This window comes from Ekhidna sp. (assembly GCF_965247405.1).
Classification (GTDB): Bacteria; Bacteroidota; Bacteroidia; order Cytophagales; family Cyclobacteriaceae; genus Ekhidna.
Genome location: NZ_OZ252014.1, coordinates 2,277,941 through 2,302,555, shown reverse-complemented (window position 1 = coordinate 2,302,555; position 24,615 = coordinate 2,277,941). Strand labels below are relative to the sequence as shown.

General features: G+C 42.0%; 22 protein-coding genes. 9 read left to right on the top strand and 13 right to left on the bottom strand.

What is annotated here, in order from left to right; all coding sequences use genetic code 11:
- Positions 1-286 precede the first annotated feature (286 nt).
- Positions 287-511, top strand: coding sequence for a FeoA family protein (locus ACP14Y_RS10430; protein ID WP_424962898.1), 225 nt, complete (start codon positions 287-289; stop codon positions 509-511).
- Positions 512-516: 5 nt separating this feature from the next.
- Complete coding sequence (feoB, locus tag ACP14Y_RS10425) at positions 517-2,397, top strand: ferrous iron transport protein B (protein WP_424962897.1); 1,881 nt, start codon at positions 517-519, stop codon at positions 2,395-2,397.
- 266 nt (positions 2,398-2,663) lie between these two features.
- On the opposite strand, the gene ACP14Y_RS10420 is transcribed toward feoB, so the two are convergent.
- From ACP14Y_RS10420 to ACP14Y_RS10385, 8 genes are all read right to left on the bottom strand, one after another.
- Complete coding sequence (locus ACP14Y_RS10420; RefSeq protein WP_424962896.1) at positions 2,664-5,141, bottom strand: TonB-dependent receptor domain-containing protein; 2,478 nt, start codon at positions 5,139-5,141, stop codon at positions 2,664-2,666.
- A complete protein-coding gene (locus ACP14Y_RS10415; RefSeq protein WP_424962895.1) occupies positions 5,122-6,489 on the bottom strand; it encodes an HTTM domain-containing protein in 1,368 nt (455 codons plus the stop codon). Before ACP14Y_RS10415 ends, ACP14Y_RS10420 begins: the two co-directional genes overlap by 20 nt.
- Positions 6,490-6,570: 81 nt before the next feature.
- Positions 6,571-7,692: an imelysin family protein gene (locus ACP14Y_RS10410; protein WP_424962894.1), complete on the bottom strand. Its 1,122-nt coding sequence runs from the start codon at positions 7,690-7,692 to the stop codon at positions 6,571-6,573.
- A 98-nt stretch (positions 7,693-7,790) separates the two neighbouring features.
- Positions 7,791-9,017 carry a DUF4856 domain-containing protein gene (locus tag ACP14Y_RS10405; RefSeq protein ID WP_424962893.1) on the bottom strand — a complete coding sequence of 409 codons (1,227 nt, stop codon included), beginning with the start codon at positions 9,015-9,017 and terminating at the stop codon, positions 7,791-7,793.
- A 211-nt stretch (positions 9,018-9,228) separates the two neighbouring features.
- Positions 9,229-10,170 carry a DUF6607 family protein gene (locus ACP14Y_RS10400; protein ID WP_424962892.1) on the bottom strand — a complete coding sequence of 314 codons (942 nt, stop codon included), beginning with the start codon at positions 10,168-10,170 and terminating at the stop codon, positions 9,229-9,231.
- Positions 10,171-10,175: 5 nt separating this feature from the next.
- A complete protein-coding gene (locus ACP14Y_RS10395; protein ID WP_424962891.1) occupies positions 10,176-10,604 on the bottom strand; it encodes a DoxX family protein in 429 nt (142 codons plus the stop codon).
- Entirely contained in the window at positions 10,601-11,971 is a 1,371-nt protein-coding gene (locus ACP14Y_RS10390) for an HmuY family protein (protein WP_424962890.1), read from the bottom strand. Before ACP14Y_RS10390 ends, ACP14Y_RS10395 begins: the two co-directional genes overlap by 4 nt.
- Before the next feature lie 6 nt (positions 11,972-11,977).
- Positions 11,978-14,191, bottom strand: coding sequence for a TonB-dependent receptor (locus ACP14Y_RS10385; protein WP_424962889.1), 2,214 nt, complete (start codon positions 14,189-14,191; stop codon positions 11,978-11,980).
- 205 nt (positions 14,192-14,396) lie between these two features.
- Between ACP14Y_RS10385 and ACP14Y_RS10380 the strand changes: the two genes are divergently transcribed.
- Complete coding sequence (locus ACP14Y_RS10380) at positions 14,397-14,783, top strand: acyl-CoA thioesterase (RefSeq protein WP_424962888.1); 387 nt, start codon at positions 14,397-14,399, stop codon at positions 14,781-14,783.
- Here the strand turns inward: ACP14Y_RS10380 and ACP14Y_RS10375 are convergent, their stop codons facing one another.
- The gene (locus ACP14Y_RS10375) at positions 14,784-15,416 is read right to left on the bottom strand and encodes a response regulator transcription factor (RefSeq protein ID WP_424962887.1); all 633 of its coding nucleotides are present in this window, start codon (positions 15,414-15,416) and stop codon (positions 14,784-14,786) included.
- 123 nt (positions 15,417-15,539) lie between these two features.
- Between ACP14Y_RS10375 and fumC the strand changes: the two genes are divergently transcribed.
- The 6 genes from fumC to ACP14Y_RS10345 all read left to right on the top strand — a co-directional run bounded on the left by fumC (position 15,540) and on the right by ACP14Y_RS10345 (position 21,853).
- Positions 15,540-16,943 carry a class II fumarate hydratase gene (fumC, locus tag ACP14Y_RS10370; protein ID WP_424962886.1) on the top strand — a complete coding sequence of 468 codons (1,404 nt, stop codon included), beginning with the start codon at positions 15,540-15,542 and terminating at the stop codon, positions 16,941-16,943.
- Between the two features lie 77 nt (positions 16,944-17,020).
- On the top strand, positions 17,021-17,635 hold the full coding sequence (locus ACP14Y_RS10365; protein ID WP_349565691.1) for an Ezrin/radixin/moesin family protein: 615 nt from the start codon (positions 17,021-17,023) through the stop codon (positions 17,633-17,635).
- A gap of 75 nt (positions 17,636-17,710) precedes the next feature.
- Positions 17,711-18,502, top strand: coding sequence for a type I methionyl aminopeptidase (gene map / locus ACP14Y_RS10360; RefSeq protein ID WP_424962885.1), 792 nt, complete (start codon positions 17,711-17,713; stop codon positions 18,500-18,502).
- Between the two features lie 48 nt (positions 18,503-18,550).
- A complete protein-coding gene (locus ACP14Y_RS10355) occupies positions 18,551-20,344 on the top strand; it encodes a chloride channel protein (RefSeq protein ID WP_424962884.1) in 1,794 nt (597 codons plus the stop codon).
- Positions 20,345-20,743: 399 nt separating this feature from the next.
- A complete protein-coding gene (locus tag ACP14Y_RS10350) occupies positions 20,744-21,214 on the top strand; it encodes a TlpA family protein disulfide reductase (RefSeq protein WP_424962883.1) in 471 nt (156 codons plus the stop codon).
- Positions 21,215-21,229: 15 nt separating this feature from the next.
- Positions 21,230-21,853, top strand: coding sequence for a thioredoxin family protein (locus tag ACP14Y_RS10345; RefSeq protein ID WP_424962882.1), 624 nt, complete (start codon positions 21,230-21,232; stop codon positions 21,851-21,853).
- A gap of 72 nt (positions 21,854-21,925) precedes the next feature.
- Here ACP14Y_RS10345 and hpf read toward each other — a convergent pair whose 3' ends face one another.
- The 4 genes from hpf to ACP14Y_RS10325 form a co-directional block, all read right to left on the bottom strand.
- Positions 21,926-22,225 carry a ribosome hibernation-promoting factor, HPF/YfiA family gene (gene hpf / locus ACP14Y_RS10340; protein ID WP_424962881.1) on the bottom strand — a complete coding sequence of 100 codons (300 nt, stop codon included), beginning with the start codon at positions 22,223-22,225 and terminating at the stop codon, positions 21,926-21,928.
- Positions 22,226-22,250: 25 nt separating this feature from the next.
- Positions 22,251-23,126, bottom strand: a complete 876-nt coding sequence (locus ACP14Y_RS10335; RefSeq protein WP_424964433.1) for a tyrosine-type recombinase/integrase — start codon at positions 23,124-23,126, stop codon at positions 22,251-22,253.
- A gap of 73 nt (positions 23,127-23,199) precedes the next feature.
- Positions 23,200-23,394, bottom strand: coding sequence for a 30S ribosomal protein S21 (gene rpsU, locus ACP14Y_RS10330; RefSeq protein WP_349565705.1), 195 nt, complete (start codon positions 23,392-23,394; stop codon positions 23,200-23,202).
- Positions 23,395-23,447: 53 nt separating this feature from the next.
- A complete protein-coding gene (locus tag ACP14Y_RS10325; protein WP_424962880.1) occupies positions 23,448-24,611 on the bottom strand; it encodes an acyl-CoA dehydrogenase family protein in 1,164 nt (387 codons plus the stop codon).
- Positions 24,612-24,615: the final 4 nt, after the last annotated feature.

Below are 24,615 nucleotides of genomic sequence, written 5' to 3'. Positions count from 1 at the left end.
AAGGTGCTCTTCAAAGAGTTTAGAAGTTGGAAGTTGCAAAGGGATACTACTCATCGATCAAATTCTTATTTAGATGGATTCTAAATAGGATGCAAACGTAATTCCGAATCAGAAATGTTCCAAGGTTATTTAGAATTATTCTAAATGATTTTTATCAGCAAAAGAAAGCTAGAGGCTAGCGAGCCTCGTAAATCGAAAATGGAACCATATTATTATTTAGATTGATTCTTAATAAGTAGATTTGCAATCATTAAGAAGAGTAAGAATCTTCAATCAATAAAACGGCATGAGTAAGCTTTCATTCAGTCCTTCTTCCACCCCACAGACCATCGCTCACATCGAAGAAAGTGATCTGAAAGACCGATTATACGAAATGGGAGTATATCCTGATCAGATCATTGAGATCGTAAGAAAAGCACCTTTTGGAGATCCGCTCATTGTAAAGGTAGGAGGGCAGCTCATTATGCTTCGTCAAAACGAGGCGGATTTAATAACCATCAAGGAAAACTAGCAGCATTGATCAGGAAGATAGCATTAGTAGGTAATCCGAATGTAGGGAAGAGCACGATATTCAACTTGCTGACCGGCCTGAATCAGAAGGTTGGTAATTATCCAGGTGTTACCGTGGACAAAAAATATGGTTCATTCAAACTCGGACAGGAAACCGTTGATGTTGTAGACCTGCCCGGTACTTACAGCCTACATCCAAAAACAGAAGACGAGCAGGTGGTTCGTAATTACCTAACTGGTGATTCTACCCCGGATGTGGTCGTGGTAATTGCTGATGCTATTAATCTGCATCGGAATCTTTTGCTCTTTACCCAGATCTATGATTTAAAAATTCCGGTCATTCTGGTACTCAATCGGATTGATCTAAGTCAAAAAGACAAAGAAAACATTTCCACCGAAAAGCTGAGCACATTGCTGGGAGGTGTGCCCGTGATACCACTCAATGCCCGCGATGGGAATATCGATGCATTAAAATCAGCTATCGCTTCATTCAAATCGAATGACTCCTGGCAGCCATTCTATCAAAGTGATAACGGTGTAGACTATCTAAAGGAGACTGAAGCGAGACATCAGAAAATCGGTAAACTGATGAAGTTTCTGAATAAGGGTGATAAAAAATCAGATACGTTTTCAAATAAGCTGGATAAGCTCCTGATTCATAAAGTCTGGGGGTATGTCGTCTTCCTTGCGATTCTATTTGTGATCTTTCAGTTTATCTATGTTTTCGCAAACGTCCCGATGGACCTGATCGATAACTTTTTCATTACTTTCAGTTCATTCCTATCCGAAAGACTTCCGGAAGGACCACTGAGTTCGCTGGTCACTGAAGGCATCATTCCGGGAATCGGAGGAGTAGTCATTTTCATTCCTCAGATCGCGTTTTTGTTTCTTTTCCTAACAGTGCTTGAGGAAACAGGGTATATGACCCGGGTTGTCTTTTTGATGGACAAAATCATGCGGCCATTCGGTTTACATGGGAAAAGCGTGGTGCCTTTAATCTCAGGAGTGGCCTGTGCTATTCCAGCGATTATGTCCAGCCGCTCCATTGACCAGCCAAAGGAAAGACTAATAACCATTCTTGTGACTCCATTGATGAGCTGTTCGGCACGATTGCCAGTGTATATTTTGCTGATAGCATTGACCGTCCCGGATAAATTGGTGGCTGGTTTTATCAATATGCAAGGATTGGTGCTTTTTGGCATGTACCTACTGGGAATTGTGGCGGCATTGGTTTTCGCCATGATATTTAAGGCGATTCTACTGACCCAGTCTAAAAGCTTTTTGATTATGGAGATGCCCCGGTACCAATTGCCGAAGTTCCGAAATGTGATGTTCAATGTGTACGAAAAAAGTAAAGCATTTGTCTGGGGAGCAGGGAGAATCATTTTAGCTATTTCAATCATCTTATGGGTGCTAGGTTCTTACGGTCCTGATTCTTTTGGCTCATCAGGTGAGTCAGAGGAAATACTACCACAGACTTCACTGGAAACTTCCTTCATTGGAATTCTTGGGAAGCAAATTGAACCTGCGATCGAGCCGCTGGGATATGATTGGAAAATTGGTATTTCTCTCATAACCTCATTTGCTGCACGAGAAGTGTTCGTAGGCACCATGGCCACCATCTATAGCATTGACGAGTCAGACTCTGAAGCTTCTCTATTGGAACGAATGAACCAGGAGATCAATCCAGCAACAGGAGAAAAAACCTACGGGTTAGCTACCGGCATTTCGCTAATGATTTTCTATGCTTTCGCCATGCAATGTATGAGTACTTTGGCTGTGACCAAGCGGGAAACTAAAAGTTGGAAGTGGCCGTTGGTTCAGCTGGGCTACATGACTGTCCTGGCTTACGTAAGTTCATTAATCGCTTATCAATTACTCGCATGATTCAATTAATTACTGTTGGACTTCTTTTTGTCGGATCGTGTTACTTTCTGGTCCAGTCTTTTATCGGACCAGGAAAGAAGCAGCCTGCATGTGAGAAGTGTGGAATTGATTCAAAATGAACCCATTAAAGTCTCCTCTTGGGAGGAGCAAGAAGTGGGTTTTAAAAATCATTTTGAATCAATTCATAGTAAAAAAAGTGTCAGATACCCACCCCTTACCCCTCCGAGGAGGGGAATAACTCCCTTTATGTATTTTGCTTATTTCGTTTAAAACTTAACCTGTAAAGTAAGGTAGTAATTTCTAGGCTCTGAAGGAATGATTCCCGGACCCGGATACCCCGTGGCTCTTCGGGTAAAATACTTTTCATCCGATAGGTTATTTACCCCGGTCTCAATCTTAAAGCGATTGATGACATAAGAAAGTGAGAAGTCCATAATGCTGTAAGCCGGAATTTCACCAATTATCCCGTTTCGGTTATTTGAAGGGTCAGGAATTGGAGAGTTTTCAACATCCGTGTATTGCTCAGATAAATACGTGAATTGGAAGCTTCCTAACAGGTTTTTATAACCAAATCTCAGACCAGTCTTAAGATTGACCAATGGAATAAACTCCACTTTCTTTCCCTCTACATTATTATCATCCGATTGCAGATATTCTGACTCTGTTAGCGCGCCATTTACAAACCAGTTCAGCTTATACGTATCGGTGGAAAGCTTAAAAGTTTTGGCAAGATTCCAGTCAGTAAAGAATTCCAAACCGACAATCAGAGCATCTCCAATATTACCTCTGACTCGTTTGGCCCGATCATCGAAAACGACCCCAATCCGATCATTGTAAAACAGACTGAATATGCCAATATCATAAGAAATCAACTTCTGCCATTTGCCACGAACACCCATATCAAACGTATACCCTTCCTCATCTCTAATATTTGGGTCAATTGAGAAAGTTGGGTTAGTGATTCGGATGTCTGAGAACGTGACGGATCGATAATTCTCTGAGATGTTAGCGTAAAGCTCAAAATTGTCAGAAGGCGCATAGCTCAAGCCCAACCCTAGCAAAACAAATGATCGCTCAAATGTGCGGTTGTCTGTACTATCTCCTAATGGCGTCACGTTTCTTGCCAGGTCAATATCCTCCACGTTATAGGATCCGCGACTGGCGGTCCGAATGAATTCATACCTGAATCCCGGGGTGATTGAAAAGTGGTCGTTGATGAAAAATATATTTTCTCCGAAAAAAGCCAGATTCCTATTCGGGAACTCAAAGTCTGACTGATTGACGTAATCTGGATTTTCGTTGGTAGCAAAATTAAAATCAGCACCTGACCCTCGGCTTCCCGGCCCTTGTCTGCTCGTGTTATTCGCATGATAATATTTTGAACCCAGGAGTAAAACAGCTTCTTTTCTTCCCCAGGCATAGCGCGTTAAAAAACGTGCCTCCGCACCCCAGTTTCGAAACTGCCCTTTGATCAAATCCCGTGAATAGACATAGCTGCCATCAACCTCTTGTTCATCTTCCTGAAGAATGGGGTTGGCGTTTAGCTCCCGTGGATCACCCCTAAACCCAACGGCATTTCGCTCGGCATCCAACCCAAACAATGTCAAACTCAAATCAGATCGAGTGGAAAGCTTGTGCTCGAGCTTAAGAGCGTAAAGTTTCCAGTTTACCTCAAACCAGTTTCGGGATCGATTGCTTACCGTATAGGCAGAATCCGATGCGAACCATGGATCAGTCAATCCTCCTGGTTGCTGGGCCAGGTAGTTCAGCGAGGTGAATTCAAACGCAGCAGAAGTGTTATCAGTAAACGCATAATTAAAGCTTCCAAAATAATTTTTTGAATCAAATCCTGCATTCGGCCTAAATCCGTCTCCGGTCTTGTAATTGAAGTAGTTATAGTATGAGAATTTGCCTATCGTTCCACTCAACGAATTGAACGAATTGAATAAGCCAAATGACCCCATCGATTGGCGTGTGATCAATTCGATCGGCTTGTCCGCTGGTTGCTTCATTTTGAAGTTGATCAGTCCACCAAACTGAGTGCCGTACTGAAGAGATGCGGCACCACGAACCACCTGAATTTCACTTAGAGCTTCTGCAGGAGGAGTGTAGTAACTCTCCGGATATCCCAACACATCTGCACTGATGTCATATCCATTCTGACGTGTGTTGAAGTTTGAGGTTCTATTAGGATCAAGTCCTCTTCCTCCTACATTTAGTTGCAATCCTGCATCAATGCTTTCGTAAATATTAAGACCTACCACCTGTGAGTAAATCTGACGGGCGTTATTAGTGGCGGCATTTCCCACCAGTTGATCCAGTAAAACCACCTCTGATTTTTTACCCGCATAGATAGCTGTTCCTTCTACAGGCTGCAGACGATTCAAGGCAAAAATTTCTTCTCGTTTTCGACTGATTACTACCTCTGAAAGTTCCTGTTGAAATTCTTCCATTGGGATGGTGATTTCTTGATCGGCTGTGAGCTCAAACTCAAGTTCCTGGGTTTGATATTCAAGTGACATCACCACAATCTGATGTCTCCCCGGATTGAGATTATTGATCCTAAAGGAACCCGAAGGACCTGTGCTTGTGAGCTGACTGGAATTACGGTCATATACCTCGGCACTTCTTATAGGTTTGCCACTTTCTGCATCGATGACAGTACCCGACAGACTGAACTGCGCCATCAATGGTCCTGCCATTAGTATTCCTGCAACTGCTAGCTTAAATCCCCTTAATCTCATCTTCAAATGGCAGTATCCAGTTTTTATGTTTGAAAGATTCTTCTTGTTTGGCAAGGTCAACTGACGGGTCAATGTAAGGTTGGCTCCTGCGTCCATTTAATGCGACGTAGCTTTCTACATACACTTCAACTTCCTTGCCCTGTGCTGCAAAATGATCGCGAAGATAGTGAGCATATTCCAGGATGAAGTCCGGCTGAAAAGACATCTGTTTTTCCTGAAATGAGGTCAGAAAATCATTGTTATCTATGTAGAAAGTTTCATTGTTGGTGCGATCTACAATTTTGAAATTGGCATAGCCTGCCTTCTCCATCAGCATGACCCTCCAGGAAAAGCGAAATCCTTCTTCTGTCCAAAAGAGTTCACCTGGATAAAGAAGGTAACGCCAAGGGAGTAAGAGTTGGGTAGTGAAGAACAGAGTTAGGAGAGTGAGTTTCCATTTTTGGGTTTTATGCAAATTCCTCCCCCTCGCCCTCGAAGCGTCGAACCGCTCCAAAGGGGGATATGTTCTGATCTTAAATATTCTCTTGAAGAACTCGATTATTCGTTCATGTACCCTCGCATCAAAAAAAATCAGCGCACTTACAATCATGATGTATGGGAACATCCCTATAGGAAATAGCACCCGGGTGAGCACGTGAAAGACGACAACCATTATAAAAGCAAAGAGTCTCGTTCTTCGCCACAACAATAGAAATGGAATACACAAATCATAAATCACTCCTCCCAAGCTGAAGGCATAAATGACCCATTCCTGATGTAGAAAATCGCCAAATAATGGAACGTCGTATTTTCCGGGAAGCCAGATTCTCAGAGGCATTGCATTAAACAGCCAGTCCGAATTCAACTTGGCTAAGCCTGCATAGAAATACACCATTCCGAGCAATAGTTTGATGCTATCAATGCTCCATTTCGAAACATAATCATGCGAACCCTTTCGTCTGGCATCCATTGAAAAGTACTGCTGAGCAGGAAGAAAGATCATCAAGAAGCTAAGTATGCTGACAAAGTAATAGTGATTGAGGTAGGTGGTCTTATCCATCAGCTCGATGTAGGTAAAGCTGAGGAAAAAGGTGACGATTGCTACCTTGTATCTATATCCAAGAGCCACTGCCAACGCAGAGATACCGCAGATAATGAACAGTAAATACGTATAATTTCCAATTGGCTTTATCCATTCAAATCCATAATACGAAAAGAAAAAAGTGGGTTCAATATACAGCTTTTCAATCCAGCCATTGGCCCAAAACCGAATGATGCTGATGAACATCATCAAGCCAAAGAAAATACGAAAGACTGCCAGTGGGGCAGCCTTTGTGGTTTGATTAAAATAACTATTAATGACAGTCATTCTGAACTTGTTTCAGAATCTATTGCAATTTCTATCAGACCCTGAAATAAATTCAGGGTGACCTCCATATGTGATTTCTCATCAATCACCATCCGCATCTACATAGTCCACACGGATGTTGAGCGCCTGAAGCATATCCACCTTCATATTCACGACATTCTTTTGTAGCTCGTCATAGGTCTCAAGCATCTTTGAATTATCACTTTCAACCTGAACAGAAAAAGCTTCTGACAAAGCTTCTGATTGAGTTCTAGCCAGATCAAATTGAGCGTTGATCAATTCACCTAAATCTTCTCCCTGACTGATATCCTGAACAAAATCCAGGTATGCTTTGAGGCCAATGCCTTCCACAGCAAGATTTGAATCCGGTGATTTACCATTGAAGAAAGCTTGCATTGCATCAAGTCCGGTCACGAAAAGCTCCTTTGATTTGCCACTATATAAACCCTCCACTTTTTCAGAGGCCGCTGAACCTGTAAACACCCCGGCCGGAATACCGATTTTCCCCGCTCTCAGATGCTTCTCGTAATAGAAAATGTAATCGTTGACTAGTTTATTTACTGAAGAAGTAGCTTCAGATCCACTGTTATTAACGAACGTGTCGCGATAACCACTTTTCCAATCATCCAGAACAGAAGTGGCAAGCGTTTGTAACCGCTCTGTCAAGTCCAGTAAAAAAATCTTGTAAGGATGATTAGCCATTTCTTGTGAATACAGATCGATTATTTCCTGATCCGTATCCTTGACACCATAGATCAGGTACTCAATCGCCGGGAACCCTTGCTCATCTTGTTTGTTGATGGAAGTAAGATCATAATCTCCGGACTCAATGGTTGCAATCATATCCTCTGTATTGGTTGGGTAGATGTTGGTAAAATTGATCAAAGTGATAGCCTCTGCTTTTCCAATTTCAAACATCCCCACCTTTTGCCAGGCAAAATTCGCATTCAGCCAGGCATCTCTCAAAGAGGATAAATTTTTAAGTGAAGGAGAAGAAGTAAATAATTCGGCATCTGTATTGAGTTCTGCTAAAGCCGAAACATACGAGTCATATCCTGGCATGATGATATTATCCGCCCAGTTTTCAAGCATCGCCTTTCGGTCGAAATTATCCGTTGTGGCGCCTCCATCATCTTCAGAACAACTGATAAGCGCTATTCCTAAAGAAAGTATTAGGCCAAAAATCAAAGATGTCTTCTTCATTTTTCTATTACTTTAAACACCCCTATAATCCCCTCAAGGGGATATTCCCCCTTTGAAGGGGGCTAGGGGGATGTTACTGCATTTGCTTCATTAATCTGTTAGCTGCCAGCTTCCTCCACGGTGAAGGAAAACTTAGCGGCTATCTCTGCTGAAATGTCATCTAGTGTTGTTGGTGTAACATCCCAGAATCCATCTCCAGCCATTAATTCATCAATCATCGCATTTACTTCCGCATTAGTGAAGTAAGGTGCATTACTATCCGACTGTCTTGTAAACTGAAGGCTGTAGATAAACCCAAATCCTTCAGATAAATCGTGGAATACCGAACCATAATCCACAGTACTGGCTTCCAAACCAGCTTTCCCTTGCTGCAGATAGTAAACCGCTCGAATGGCAATGACTTCAGAAAGCTTCTCTCGAATAATTGCTGCTTGAGCATCTCTTGTTTCATAATCGCCTGCTACAATCGCTGCACGACCTAATTTGAATGCATTGTAGATATCGGCGGCAATTCCTTCGAAATCCGCATCACCTTCCACTCTCCCGATGTATTTGAAAAGGAAGCTATCATCGTCACCTAGTGTCGCATTTGGATCTGCTTCATTTGCAGCCTTCGCGTAAGCATATCCATACGCTTCATCCCATTTATGCTCCATATTGGTGTAGTTCTTACCCTCTGCCAGGGTGCCAGCATCATTGTCTTCCATGTTGGTGCCTGCATCAAGTACCGATGTGCTCACGTAGTTATTGACAATTTGATCCACGAAAAGTGCTCCAATCAAGCCTTTGTTAAAAGCCTGGTTTAGCTCAAGGCCTTTTCCGTTTACATATCGAATGGATCCTCCACCAGCTTCTTGCAGCTGACCAGCCACTCCGGCACTTGCATCTTCATTCCACCGTGGATAAACCTCACTCACTTGCTCAGCAATCCATGAATCGAAATCTGCCTTGATTTCGGCAGCCAATGTTGTATTCGACGCAAAGAAATCAGCAGATGCCGCAGTTTTGCTTCGCACATTCTTATCTGAGGCATTTAAGCCAAAATTGCTTTCATCATTAAAGTCATTGTCACCCTCTGCATGAGCGAACATTGCATCGATTTCAGCTTCAGTAAAGTCTGTATCCTTAAACGCATTGATGATTTCTTCTGCCATTAAGGTTCGTGTGGTCTGCCCACTGAATGAAACAGTGGATTCACCATCCCTGGAAAAGATGTAGGTCGAAGGTTCATCTATAACAATACCCGGATCATCATCATTTCCACAGCTGGTTGAAAATATTGCGATCCCTATTAAAAAACTTAAAATGTTATTGTTTCTATTCATCGTATTTAAGGTTTGCAAAAATAAGTTTTGAATTGCTGTTTAGAATCATTCTAAACAGTTGCAAAGGTGTCAGGGATGAAATTTCTGATCAATCGCTAGGGGTGGTGAAATTTTTATCACTAGAAGTAGTGATGAAGTAGCTAGAAGTAGTGATAAAAAAGAGCTGCTCCTTGATGGAACAGCCCTCGTGTAAATAAACAGCAAACAAAATTCAGTTAGCGGCCAGCTTAATATCAGAGGCCAGGTGCATTTCAATGATTCGCTTGATTTCAGTTTTGGCTTTTTCTGCATCATAATTCTCACCACTCATCTCTTTTCCTAAAGCAAATAGTCTTTGAAACATAATTTTATCATCCACCTTCATGTTTATCTCCACCGTTTTTTGACTCGCAAAAACCTGATCCCAGGCCTCTCTTACATCTGCCCAGAATTTTTGATTGGTTTCCCACCAATCAATAGCTGGTTGGCATTTTGATTTATCCACTTTCGTGTAGGTATTCCATCCTTTCTCCCTTGCCAGCAACTGATCTTTTTCTCCTCGCTGAACTTTCAGATTATCTTGCTCATGGAGCCAGCCATACTCTGTAATCTCGTGACGATTTTTTCTCACCATTACATTGTAATCACTCCGCTTGCTGAACTCCCTTCTTGGAAGTGGTGCATCTGCCATTGACTCCCAGAAATGCTTGCCGTCATAATGTACCCATGTAGCACTGCCTTCATATCGGGGTGAATCATCAACCTGAAACACTTTTTGTGTCCATTGACCTTTTATTTTGTTTTTAGGAAGTTGTTTGTACTTCCAGTTGTTATCCTTGTCATAGACATATAAATCCTGATTTTCATATAGCCAATCCTGACGCCAATGCTTCACGATCATGGTATCGTTGACTATCAGCAAATGTTGAAGGACGATTTTGTCGTCAGTTTTTGAGATTGGGAACACCCATTCCAACCCCCCGGATAAGTAGTTGTCATGAAATTCATAGTCCTTGTCTGGACTAAATGTCTCAGCAAAATTGAAAGAAATATCATAGCATCCGCACATTGCCAGAATGGAATTTGTGTCCTCCTTTTTCTTTTTTTGAGCCTCAGCATGGCTAAAAGCAAAAACGGTAAGGATGCAAATAATAAGTTTATAAAAATTGTTCATATCATTTAAACTTTTGGTTTTAGAAATACAGTTTTAAGGGGTTGATAGTGGTAGGCTATCAGAGAAATATTGGCCATCAAATACAGGGCGGTCAAAGCATTTTCCCCTACATCATCAGGAGTAAGGAAAATATGGAACAAGAAAATATTGAGCGTGACGGGCAATAAAATAAACGCACCCAACAATGAATACAATTGTGTAGCAATCAGCAATCCCCCCAGGATTTCAACCACGCCTAGCATGGGCCAGAAATAACCGGTTTGTTTCATCCCACCGATGTAGCTCCTTATTTTCTTGACGTTATCCGGCACTTCAGCACTGGCTTCCGTCTTGGGTCTTTCTTTTGGAATGAACTTTTGAACACCTGCATAAATGAACAGTCCACCAAAGGCTATTCGCATCACAATAACCAGTATTCTTATAGATTTCATCATAGCAATTCAATTTTAAATTCAGGATAACCACGCTCGCCATCCTCTGATGCCAATCTGGTGAATTTGAGTTTGTAGCTATTTCCTTTACTATCTTTTACCACATAGAAAACAGACTCATCCAGCACCAGGCTAAAATCAACAAGCGTCCTCCAGCTTGAGCCAATAACAGAGATGTTGTTTTCAGGGAACGTGAGGCTTGCCAGATCATCCGCAGAAAATTCATCATAGGCATGATCTTCTGTGCTTACCATAGCTACACTTACATCAGATCGATTTGATATGATGTAGTCATTGTAGCCTATGGCCAGTAAAACACCATAGTTTGCTTTTCCTGAATAGGTGCTGTACATCAGATCCCATTGCTCCTTCTCCGGCTCAACCTGTACTACACCATTGTCGAGATCAAAGTGTGTGAAGTTGTAGGCTGCATCCTTCGTGATGGTCACTTCCTCGTGAGTGGTCGCATCAATATTCGCATACTGAAGAATGTAGTTGTCACCATCCTGCAGTACTCTCACTTTCTTCCAGTTTCTGCCTTCACCGTCTCGCTTGATTATAAACACCACATTTTCATTGGCAGTAGCCGAAATCTCTCCAAAAGCAGTAAGACTTAAATCTCCGCTCTGATCATCAATCCAGTCGGAGGCTTCTGTATCTTCATAATTTGATATAGTCATAATTGAAGCGAATCCAACAGTATCAGAGGCAGTCACTTCATCAAGGTCCGTTTCTCCACCTAGTGGACGAGCCATTACATAGGCGCTGCTATTAAGCACCACATGATGCTCTCCAGAAGCAGTGTAAAAACCAAGATCCCAACTGTATTTATCTACTAGGGTTTGACTCAGCTTACTTAAATCGATAAAGGCTTGATTGGGAAAATCAGCTCCTCCACCATCTATTTCCAATGTACCTTCATTAGCAATGAAATTTTCAGAAACAGTAATGGTTGCGGATAAATCTCCGCCTAGTTCAAAACCGTCTGCATCGGTCAAGGTCAAAGTGATTATCTCTTCTTGAGCAATATTCAATGCAGATCCTGCAAATACCATAAACGAAACAGATTCTGAGCCTGCCTCATAGCTCAGGCTAACTGCATTGTCCACCATCGCCGGATCGGTATAAAAATCAGCGCCTTCTCCGTAAACCAAAGAAGAACTTATTACTTGCAAAGTCAACGAGCCATCAGCATCAGCAGGACGGGAAAAGGTAATCCCAACTTCTACCGACTCAGACAAGCCTATCTCTGTATTTGTGAAATTTAGTGTTATGGGAGCTGCTGCCCCGTCATCATTGCCACAAGCTGTAAAGAGCATCGCTACACCTACAGCTGCTACGTACATCAGTCTTTTCATATTTGTTTTCATTAGTTATTATTTACTGAATTGATAGTTGATTGATAAAAAATAAGATCTTCCAATACCGATCGGCGAGGAGCTTCCACCACCATGAGCACCGCCTCCTCCACCAGTTGCGTTGATGCTAGTCACATCAAATGCGTTTCTAATTCCGGCACCAATCCGAAGGCTATTGAATGTCTTTGAAATATTTGAATCGAGCGTATGAAAGCCTTCTTGTCCAACAAGTAAAGACTCTCCTTCAATCTGCTGATATCGATTGAGCGGGCCTGTGTATTTGTAAAAAGTGGAGATGTTTAAACCCAACGAGTTGAAGTTGTATTGGGCTCTTGCTACCAGCTCGGATGCAAAAACGAAATCAGGTACGCCCGGCTCATCTCGAAGTGATTGATAGCGGCCAATATGTGAAATTCCTACACTGGCTTTCAGTGAACCCTCATCATAAGAAGCTCTCAGGTTCCCTCCCAGTGTCTTGTATTCCGACAGGTTGAAATAGGTCGTGGCTGAATTGCCATCCGGTGTGAAGATGGTGATCCCATCGTTGATCTCATTGTAAAAGCTGTTGAGATTGAGTGTGATGGGGAATGATCCAAGCTCATGGGTGATGTCCACATTAAAGTTGTGAGAGTCCTCTGACGCTATGTCCGGATTGCCAATAAGGTTGTGATTGGAATCGATGAATTCGTGGAACAACTCCCGAATTGAAGGAGCTCTGAAGCCTCTCCCGTAGCTCCATCGTAGTTGTGTTTGATCATTGAACTTATATGAGAAATTGACTGAGGGCGTAGGAATGGTTTCGAAAAGGCTATTGTAGGAGTAGCGAACACCGGGCCGCACTTTCAATCTGCCAAAAATGAACTCAGCTGATGCAAATAAAGCTACATCAGTAAGGTGCTTGTCTCCATCGCTCAGTGTGCTCCCACCTGAAGTTTCACGGGTGGTCTCCACTCCCAGCTGAACACTCCGTCTCGAATTGGATAGCAGATTGTTGAGTGTATTTCTGGTGAAAAATGATCGGTAATAGATGGTGTCATTACCGTTTGAAAGTTGCCGCTCCGAACTTGATTCCAGAAAGCGCTCGTAATTGGTAGAAAGTCGTTCGTAATCGGTGAATGATACCACTGAATTAAGCGTGGTTTTTCCCAGCTCAAGTGTGCTTTGCAACTGGTGCATTAACCGGACCGCATTATATTCTTCATCGAATGCACGAGGTTCCTTGTTGTCAAGTTCCCGAATAGCGCCAAGGTTAGTGATCAGCTCATCCATCACATCCAGTCGGTAGTAAACCTCCCAGTTTCCCACCTCATACCTGGTCAACCAGCCACCGAACAATTGATCTTTCGGATGCCAGTCTTTTTGTCGACCTGTAGAATTGCCTTGCCATCCACCGAAGCGATAGAACCTTCCATTTACCTGCGTAAACCAATTTGGATGAAGCTTGTATCCAATCGAAACCGATGGACTATAGATTCCCTCATCAAATGCTTTATATTCATCACCGGCCGTCTCGGTCTGTAGGTTGGCGTTTACTTCCAGTTTCTGCTCAATATCTTTCTTGGTGATGATATTGATGACTCCAGCCAGGGCATCTGCCCCGTAGTTAACAGCCATCGGTCCTTCTACCACCTCAATTCGTTCCACTCGCTGTACGTCGATCTGACCGAGATCAACATCATTGCTTACTCCCCCTTTGCCGACCAGGGGAACTCCATCCATCAGCACTTTTACATACTGGCCGCTCAGACCCTGAAGGGAGATGCCCGATCTGCCAGTCGCATTATCTCTGGATATTCGGACATTGAGTTCGTTCGAAAGCACATCGTGAAGCGAGTTGGCATTTTGTGTGGCTATTCGTTCTGAAGAAATGGTTCGAACCTGATAAACAGAATTCTTTGCAGACTGTGGCTGATACTGGCCGGTGACCACTACATCTTCCAATGAAGTTTCAGATGGGAAAAGTCGGATAACCTCTTCCGAAGATTTAACTCTCTGACTGGTAGTTTGAAACCCCAGGTATCGGATTTCAACCTGAAACGGATGGCCAATAGTGGTTGTAAAACGACCATTCAGGTCAGATATCAATTGATCTTTGCTGCCGTCTTCTCCTGTCACTAATGCCGTAGCACCAATCAATGGCTCATTGGACTCAGCATCCTGAACAACAAAAGTGCTTTGGGCATTTAAGCTCCAGCTTATTGAAATAAGTATGTATATAATTCCTATCCGCATCTGCATTATTTAGAATGATTCTAAACAATGCAAAATTGAGGTGCTCGTAGCTCCGTGACAATCGCTACGAATGGTGAATTTTTAATCACTAGGATTAGGTAGATACTACCCCTACTTATAGCTATTAAATAGCCATAAGTAGTGAATTATTAGCTGAGGAGAACTAGAATTACTCAACCAAGGTTAAGCTTCAAATCACATTATTATGACACTTGACCAACGCATCGAAAAATCAGAACCCCGCATTTTCAAAGCAGTATTCCCAAACACAACAAATCACTACGATACTCTCTTCGGAGGCACTGCCATGCATGCGATGGATGAGGTAGCCTTCATTACAGCTACGCGCTTTAGCAGACAGAGAATGGTGACGGTTAGCAGTAGTAAGATTGACTTCAAAAAACCAATTCCAGCAGGAACCATCGTAGAATTAATCGGGAGAGTAACCAATGTTGGTAATACCAGTCTGAAAGTATCCGTGCAGATTTTCATTGAAGAAATGTATTCTGAACATCGCGAACAAGCTATCGAAGGAGAGTTTGCTTTTGTCGCTATTGATGAGAATAGAAAGCCGATGCAAATACCAAAGTGATCAGGACTTTACAATTCCTGACTCCAGTGCATATACGATCAATTCTGCCGGCGAACTAATGTTGAGCTTTCGGAGAATGTTCTTCCGGTGAGAATTGATGGTATGAATACTCAAGTGCAGTTCTTCGGCAATCTGAGCTGTCGTTTTTCCTCTGGTGATCAGCTCTAATACCTCGTATTCCCGAGGTGAAAGATTGGTTGGTTCACAGTTTTCTTCCTGGTCAGGTTTTTCAACCACCAAATCCAGGATGTTGTTGCAAAAAAAACGATTGCCTTGGGCCACTGCTCTCAAGCCATTGATTATTTCCTCCTCACTACAATTTTTAGTCAGAATCCCTTTGATTCCCATACCTAACAATTGCTGAATAGATTCCCTGGTCTGACTGTTAGAAATGACAAGAAAACTTGAGGAAGTACTTTCCTTCAGCTGTTTCAACTTTGGTATCAGTTCCCGATCCTTATCAGAAATATCAATGACTACCAGCTTAGGCTGGGAAGTTGCAACCGTTTCTACCAGCCGGTCTGAGGAATCCACCATCTTAATCAGATCAAATCCAGGCATGGCTTTAATTAAAGAGGCCATCCCCTGACGAGTGAGGTACTGAAAGTCTGCTAAGAGGACGGTAGTTGCCAATTGGTCTTATTTAGAATAATTCTAAACAAAAGTAGGTCGGGAAATTTGATTACACAAAAACAACGTGCAATGAAATCCAAAAGCGGCATCCATTGTTAGATTTGTAACCACAAAACAGAAGACATGGAATACCGAATAGAACACGACACCATGGGCGAAGTAAAAGTGCCCGCAGATAAATATTGGGGAGCGCAAACCCAACGATCCCGAGACAACTTCAAAATCGGTGGTGAAAAAAACCAAATGCCGATGGAAATCATTCGGGCATTTGCCATTTTGAAAAAATCAGCAGCTGAGACCAACACGGAACTCGGTGTATTACCAAAAGAAAAGGCAGAGCTCATTGGCAAAGTGTGTGATGAAATTCTGCAAGGAAAACTGGATGATCAGTTTCCTTTGGTCGTATGGCAGACTGGTTCCGGAACGCAATCCAACATGAACTCCAATGAAGTGATCGCGAATCGCGCTCACGTGCTTAACGGCGGATCGTTGGGTGACGATAAAAAAGTCATTCACCCCAATGACGATGTGAACAAGAGCCAAAGTTCGAATGATACTTTTCCTACTGCCATGCACATTGCTAGTTATAAAATGGTTGTAGAAAACACCATCCCCAAGGTGAAAAAGCTTCGAGATACACTTCACAAAAAATCGGAAGCTTTTATGGATGTGGTAAAAATTGGGAGAACACACTTCATGGATGCCACTCCGCTAAGTCTTGGCCAGGAGTTCTCAGGATATGTATCTCAGCTTGATCATGGGTTAAAGGCATTAAACAATACCCTTGACCATCTATCTGAGTTGGCATTAGGGGGAACAGCCGTTGGAACTGGTCTAAATACCCCTGAAGGATATGCCGAGTTAGTAGCAAAGAAAATTGCCAAATATTCAGGTATGCCAATGAAAACGGCAGAAAACAAATTCGAAGCATTGGCAGCACACGATGCAATTGTAGAAACGCATGGAGCACTCAAGCAACTGGCCGTTAGTCTGATGAAGATTGGAAATGATATCAGAATGCTATGTTCCGGACCGAGAAGTGGAATAGGTGAAATTTTAATTCCTGAAAATGAGCCGGGTTCGTCCATTATGCCTGGAAAAGTAAATCCAACACAGTGTGAGGCACTGACAATGGTATGTGCACAGGTGATTGGAAACGATGTGGCAGTGTCAACAGGAGGCGCAACAGGCCATTTTGAGCTAAATGTATTTAAGCCAATGATGGTCTTTAATTTGTTGAATTCTGCTCGATTGATTGGCGATGCGTGCGAATCATTCAACGATAATTGTGCGATCGGAATTGAGCCTAATCAGGAAGTAATCAAAGAGAAACTAGAGAACTCACTGATGCTTGTAACTGCACTAAACACGCACATTGGATATGAAAATGCGGCTAAAATTGCGAAAAAAGCGCATAAAGAAGGCACAACCTTACGTAAAGCAGCGATCGATCTGGGACTTGTTACGGATGAACAGTTTACGGAATGGGTTAAACCTGAAGATATGATTGGATCGCTAAAAAGTTGATTTATTATCCATTATCTAGAGTTTTTTGTACTTTAGTAACATTAATGATTGCAGAAAAAACCAATTTCACAGGAAAGATGAAAAAATCAATATCACTTATTGCGCTGGCACTCTGCTGTGTTTTTGCATTTGAGGCAAATGCGCAGATGGACAAAAAAGAGAAAAAGGAGTGGAAGAAAAGAATTAAGAAATTAGAGCCAGAGCAATATAAGCAGCTACTGGATGAAAATAAATCTTTGAAAGGTCAGGTTACCAGCTTAAAAACAGAGCTTGGAAATATCGATGATCGACTGGCTGAGAAAGATGAGCAAATTCTTACCTACCAGGCTCAAATCGGCGATTTGAGAGAGGAGCTTTCCAGACTTCAAAGTAAACAACCTGCCGACAATGTGGCTTCACGAAACACAGGTGGCAGTATTGATGAAAGTAAAGGAGTGGTCTTCAAAGTTCAGCTTGGAGCTTTCAAGCAAAAGGATTTGAAAAAATATGACAACTCTCCAAACTTCAGTGCAGAAGATGCTGATGGCCTTCAAAAATACACGATCGGGGTTTTCAGAGATTATTGGGAAGCAGATACGTTCAAAAAATACCTTAGAGAAATGGGCGTAAAAGACGCTTGGGTAGTTTCATACAAAGACGGTGTGAGAGTCCCTATCAAAGAAGTTTTAGAAGGAGTGACCAAAAAGTCATAAGATAAAAGACAAATTTCTTAAACCCTGGTTTCTATTAAATGAAGCCAGGGTTTTTTGTTTGTATTTTTGCACCGCATGATAAAGTATAAAACACCAGAAGAAATAGAAATTATGAGGGAAAGTGCCCTCATAGTCTCCAAGACACTCGGACTCATGGCAGAAAAAATTGAGCCAGGAGTGACCCCTCTTGAGCTGGATAAAATCGCTGATGAATTCATCCGGGATCATGGTGGCGTTCCCGCTTTTCTGGGACTGTATGATTATCCAAACTCAATCATTACTTCAGTTAATGAGCAGGTTGTTCACGGCATCCCTACTGATCGACCATTGGAAGAAGGGGATGTCGTAGGAGTGGATATTGGTGTTTTGAAAAACGACTACTATGGAGATCATGCATATACTTTCCCCGTAGGAGAAATCGATGAAGAGGTGAAGAAACTTCTAACTGTAACCAAAGAATGTCTGGACAAAGGCATTGAGCAATTGGTAGCAGGAAATCGAATCGGCGACCTTAGTTTCGCTATTCAGCAACATGCAGAAGGCCATGGTTACGGGGTAGTTAGAGAGCTGGTTGGTCATGGATTGGGTAGAAAAATGCATGAGTCTCCTGAAGTACCAAACTTTGGTAAAAGAGGAAGGGGACCTAAAATTCAGGAGGGCTTAGTGGTAGCCATTGAGCCTATGATAAATATGGGTACCCGCAGAGTCATCCAATTAAATGATGGCTGGACAATTGTAACAGCAGACAAAAAGCCATCGGCTCACTTTGAACATGACGTAGCAGTGGTAAATGGCAAGCCGGAGGTCCTGTCCACATTTCAATTTGTAGAGGAGGCACTGGAGAAGAAAAACGCTGTAATTGTCTAGTACTTTTGCAGGCTAAAAGATAAGCCTACCTTTGCCGAACCTTTAAAAATGGCAAATCAGGGAAAAAGTACATTCAGCACTGTAATGATGAAATTTCTGGTGTGGAGAATCCGCCACATCAGTGATAACAATTTCCTTCTAATTACTGCCGGACTAATTGGTGTTTTCGCCGGACTAGCAGCCGTCGTTCTCAAAAGCACCGTCCACCTCATCATTCACTACCTGGAGTTGAATCTGGATATTTTCAGTTTCAATTACTTATATCTTGGATACCCACTGATAGGAATTCTTCTAACTGTTTTTGTTGCCAAGTATCTTTTCAAAGAAAACCTGGGACACGGAATAACCCAGATTCTCTATTCAATATCAAAAAACTCAAGTGTCATTCGGCGCACACGAATGTATTCGCGAATGGTCACCAGTGCAATAACTGTCGGGTTTGGAGGATCTGTTGGTCTGGAGGCTCCTATTGTAGTAACCGGGTCTGCTATTGGGTCTAACCTGGCCAGACTATTTCACCTGGGGTATAAAAATCGAACGGTATTACTTGGCTGTGGTGCTGCAGGAGCTATTTCAGCCATCTTTAACTCACCAGTGACAGGCGTGATTTTCGCCATGGAAGTTATCCTAACGGAAGTAAAAATCAGCCGATTTATTCCTTTATTAATTGCTTCCGTGTGCGGTCAGTTAGTAGCTCTAGTGCTACTTGGTGAAGACATTCTGTTTTCATTTAAGCTTACCGAAAACTTCCTTGCAGGTGAAACGGGGTACTACCTTTTGCTTGGAGCTGTTTGTGGAATGATATCACTTTATTTCACTCGTATCATGTATTTCTTCGAGGGTTCCATCAAAAAACTGAAAAATGATTTCGGCCGTGCAGCGGTTGGTGGTATTTCTCTGGCATTGATCATTCTTACGTTCCCTCCAATTTACGGTGAGGGTTATGAGACGATCAAAAGCTTGCTTCAAGGCGAATCTGCAGAAGTCTTTCATCATAGCTTTTTCTATCAGCTTTCTGAAAATCAGGCATCATTGATCATCTTCTTATTTCTGATCCTATTGGTAAAACCTATTGCAACAGCTCTCACCATAGGTGCCGGAGGTAGCGGAGGAATTTTTGCTCCTTCTCTGTTTATGGGGGGATTGACGGGGTTTGTATTTAGCTCTACTTCAAACTCCTTGCTAGGCACTTCATTGAGCACGAGCAATTTTACACTAGTTGGCATGTGTGGCGTAATGAGCGGTGTGCTGCATGCTCCACTTACAGCCATTTTCCTTATCGCTGAGATCACCAGTGGATATGTCCTTTTTGTTCCGCTTATGCTTGTCTCTGCAATCTCTTTCAGTACCATCTCATACTTTGAAAAGCATAGCATTTACACCAAAAGTCTCATTGAAACCGGAGACCTCATCCAATATGATAAAGACAGGATTGTGCTTAGCCTTATCGACCTCAAGAAAATCATCGAAAAGGATCTTTTGACGATTCACCCAGAAGCAAGTTTGAACGATCTTGTGAAATTGGTCATGAAGAGCAAGCGTAACATTTTCCCGGTTGTAGATGAAAACAAAGAGTTACAAGGAATTGTGACACTCGATGATATTCGGGAGATGATGTTCGATGATGAATCACGTAAAGATGTTCTAATAAAGACGATCATGCACAAACCTCCCGCAAGCGTCTCCACTCAGGAAAAAATGCAATCGGTCATGAATAAATTTGAGGTGACACAGGCGTGGAACCTTCCTGTAATTGACAATGGTAAATACGTGGGATTTATATCTAAGTCTCGTATTTTCAACGCATATCGCAAAAAGCTGATTAGACAGACAGCAGAATAATTATCATTTGATAAATCGTTGGTTTTCAGTGAATTAAGCGCCAGTGTTTCGAGTTATCAACACAAAGCAATTTAACATGCATCAACATAAACTGTTGATAATCAGTATATTGGATCCGAAAACCCTAGAGGTGTGGATAACTCAGTGATTTTGTGGATAAATTATGTCTCTAAGGTTTGGATTGAATTTTTCTAATTTTTGCTCCCCGGCATGATGTAGACATCCTCAGTGCTAAGGTATTTGTAAAACACCATGAAAAACCATTCAGGCAATGTTACCTGGGAATTACCAAAATGAAAGAAGAACAGATCGTCTATGGTCAGCAATCTTTGTTTTGTACAAAATCAATTTTTATTCCTTGTTTAGAGAAAACCTGAATGTAGTAATTTCGTATTTCTTATGATGAAACGACTAGCTCTGGCTTTATGCATCATTGCATCTATTCAACTTTCTGCACAGGAAGTGGAAGTTGTAAAGTTTGCCGACCTGCAAAAAAAGATGCTTTACACCGATGCTCCATTGACCGTTTTTAATTTTTGGGCCACCTGGTGTGGGCCTTGCATCAAAGAGCTTCCTCACTTTGATAATCTCGAAAATCAAAACCAAAACATAAAGGTGTATCTGGTTAGTATTGATTTTCAAAGTGAGTTGGATCGGGTAAAGAAATTTGTTGCCAAAAAATCATTAAAGTCTAATGTTCTTTTCCTTGATGAAAAAGATCCTGATGACTACATGAGCAAAGTAAGTCAGGACTGGTCAGGTGCTATTCCGGCAACACTATTTGTGACCGACCTAGGGAAAACGTATTTCCATGAAAAAGCGTTTACTAAAGAAGAGCTGGAAAAAACAGTTGAAAAATATTTGAACTAACAAATGTCCAAAACCATGAAACGAACATTTATTCTTATTGTAGGCCTTATGGCTGTTGTGGCTGTACTTTTTATGAATGCCTCTGAACCATTAGCCGGATACGGAGTAGGCGACTATGCTGAAGACTTCAAATTGCCCAACATCGATGGCAAAATGATTTCGATGGCTGACTACAATAATGCTGAAGGCTTTATTGTGATTTTCACTTGCAACACATGCCCTTACGCAAAAGCCTATGAATCCAGAATCATAGACCTTGACAAAAAATTTGCAAGTCAGGGATTCCCGGTTATCGCAATAAATCCCAATGATGTGAAGCAACAACCAGGTGATACCATGGAAGAAATGAAGAAAAGAGCCAGTAATAAGGGATATACTTTTCCTTACTTGAGAGATGACAGTCAGCAAGTAGCCAAAGCTTTTGGCGCAACTAAAACTCCTCATGTATATGTGCTGAACAAAGAGTCTTCCGGAAAATATAAAGTTGAGTTTATTGGTGCAATTGATGATAGCCCAAATGATCCGACTGATGTTTCTGAGACATATGTAGAGGATGCGATCAAAGCGATCAAGGCTGGCAATAAGCCTGCGGTAACCGAAAAACGTGCAATTGGATGCACAATCAAATGGAAAAGCTGATTTGAGCACTAAAAAAGTTAAGCCCCATCTGCGATTTGCAAATGGGGCTTTTTATTTGGCTAAACTATTTACTTAATGAGCCATTACTTTTTCCTTATGCTTCTTCAGCTGCCTTCTGAGGGCTTCTACAGCTGCATCTACACCTGCTTCAAATGAACGTGCCTTCTCTTTAGAGAAGAACTGGTTCTTAGGTCCATTCAATTTGATTTCTACTATTTTATTTTCATTGGAGTTGTCTTTTTCCACACGGAGAAAAACCTCACCATCGATGATCCGGTCATAAAAAGTCTCCAACTTATCAACTTTCTTCTGGATGAAATCGAGCAGCTTAACATCTGCGTCGAAGTGAATGGAATGCATCTGTAACTTCATGTCTGTCACGTTTAAAGGTTATACATTAAGCCTTAGGGTGTGCCTGATCAAAGGCGGCCTTTAGCTTTTCTATTGAATTATGGGTATAAACCTGTGTTGCAGCCAGGCTGGTATGTCCCAGTAAATCCTTGACTGCATTCAAGTCTGCCCCTTTGTTTAGTAAGTGAGTTGCAAAAGTGTGCCTCATCACATGTGGGCTCTTTTTACTTAAAGTTGTAACCGCGCTTAAATACGCTTTAACCTTTCTATAAATGAACATGGGATATAGCTCTTTACCTGTGTCGGTAACCATTAATACATCCTCCTTCATGCCCATTTCTCTTTTTAGGTTTTGATAGCTCCCTATCAATTGTATTAACGAATTCCCTATGGGGATGATGCGTTCTTTGTTCCTTTTTCCTAATACACGGATGGTATTTTCATAAAAATTAACATCGGTCTCCTTAAGGCCCTGTAACTCGGCCAAACGAATCCCTGTGGAGTAAAGAAGCTCGAGAAGGAGCTTGTCCCTTTGGCCGGAAAAATCAGGTGAAAACTCCACCCGATCCAGAAGGTCTGTGATCTCTTCCTCCTTTACAAATGAGGGAAGATCTTTCTGGGTTTTAAGCGGCTTGATTTGAGTAGTAGGGTTTACCTCCAGATAGTCTCTTGCCAGCAAAAACTTATAATAAGATTTGAGTGTAGCAATTTTCCTGTTGACAGATTTTGGAGATAACCCATCATCCATCAAGTTAACAACCCATGCACGCACCTGTGGGTGCTTTACTTCACATAGGTTACTGATTTCATAATCAGTATTTAAGAATTCCGTAAACTGCAGGAGATCTTTCCGATAAGCTTCAACGGTGTGTTGACTGTAGCGTTTTTCGAAGGAAAGATATTTTAGGAAGGTCTCCACCATAAGCAGCATCACCTCTGGTTTTGAGGTGATTACTAACTTATTAAAATCTTAGGTGAAGATGAAGGAGAAAGGATTATTTATTTTCCTCGTCTCTGATCTGTTGGATGTACTTCGCTTTGATGATCTCTTCTCTTCTTGCCACAGATGGCTTTTTGAAGTGTGTTCGGGATCTAAGCTCTCTTAGTACTCCTGTCTTCTCGAATTTCTTCTTGAATCTCTTCAGTGCTCTGTCTATCGATTCGTTCTCTTTAACGTTGATTATTAACATTTCAGATTTTTTAATTGGGCCGCAAATATAGCAGCTATTTTACTGCCTTACAATTATTGATTTAATAAGGTTCTGGAAATTACGATTTTTTGTATTTCTGATGTCCCCTCACCAATGGTGCAGAGTTTAGCATCTCTATAATATTTCTCAGCTGGATAATCCTTAGTGTAGCCATAGCCCCCAAAGATTTGAACTCCATCATTAGCCACTTCAACTGCTATCTCAGAGGAGTAAAGCTTAGCCATTGCAGACTCTCTATTCACATTCTTTCCCTGATTTTTAAGCTCAGCAGCTTGATAAGTCAGCAGTTTTGCAGCCTCCACTTTTACTGCCATATCTGCTAGCTTAAAGGAAATGCCCTGGAAATTGGCGATTGACTTGCCAAACTGTTCACGTTCTTGAGAGTAGGCAATCGCTGCATTAAGGGCTCCTTCAGCAATTCCACAACCCAACGCTGCAATGGATATTCTACCACCATCCAGCACTTTCAATGCCTGCACAAACCCATCACCTACTTCACCAATTAGATTCCCAGCAGGAATTCTGCAATCTTCGAAAATCATTTCTGAAGTTTCAGAAGCCCTCATCCCCAGTTTATCTTCTTTTCTTCCCTGCTTAAATCCAGGGTTGGATCGCTCCACAATAAAAGCACTTGCATTTCTGGATTTCCCTGGCTCACCTGTTCGCGCTATTACTACCGCCACTTCCCCTGAATTTCCATGTGTAATAAAATTTTTAGCTCCATTGAGCACCCATTCGTCACCATCCTTCTCAGCAACTGTTTTCATGTTTCCGGCATCTGATCCTGTATTTGGCTCAGTCAAACCCCAGGCGCCAATCCATTCTCCTGTAGCTAGTTTTGGTAAGTATTTTTTCTTTTGTTCTTCGTTGGCATGCTGTAAAATATGCCCTGTACAAAGCGAATTATGAGCAGCCATGGAAAGGCCAATGGACCCGTCTACTTTTGAAAGCTCGATGATCGCAGTAACATATTCATGATAGCCAAAACCAGCTCCGCCGTACTCTTGCGGAACCAAGACACCAAGTAAGCCCAGTTCACCCATTTTATGGAAGACATCTTTAGGGAATTCCTGGGTCTCGTCCCACTCCATTTTGTTTGGCTCGATCTCTTTGGCACAAAAGTCTCGAACCATTTGGGCGATCATTTCTTTATTTTCATTTACCTCTTGAGGTGCGGTTAATGTTGCTGTTGACATATTT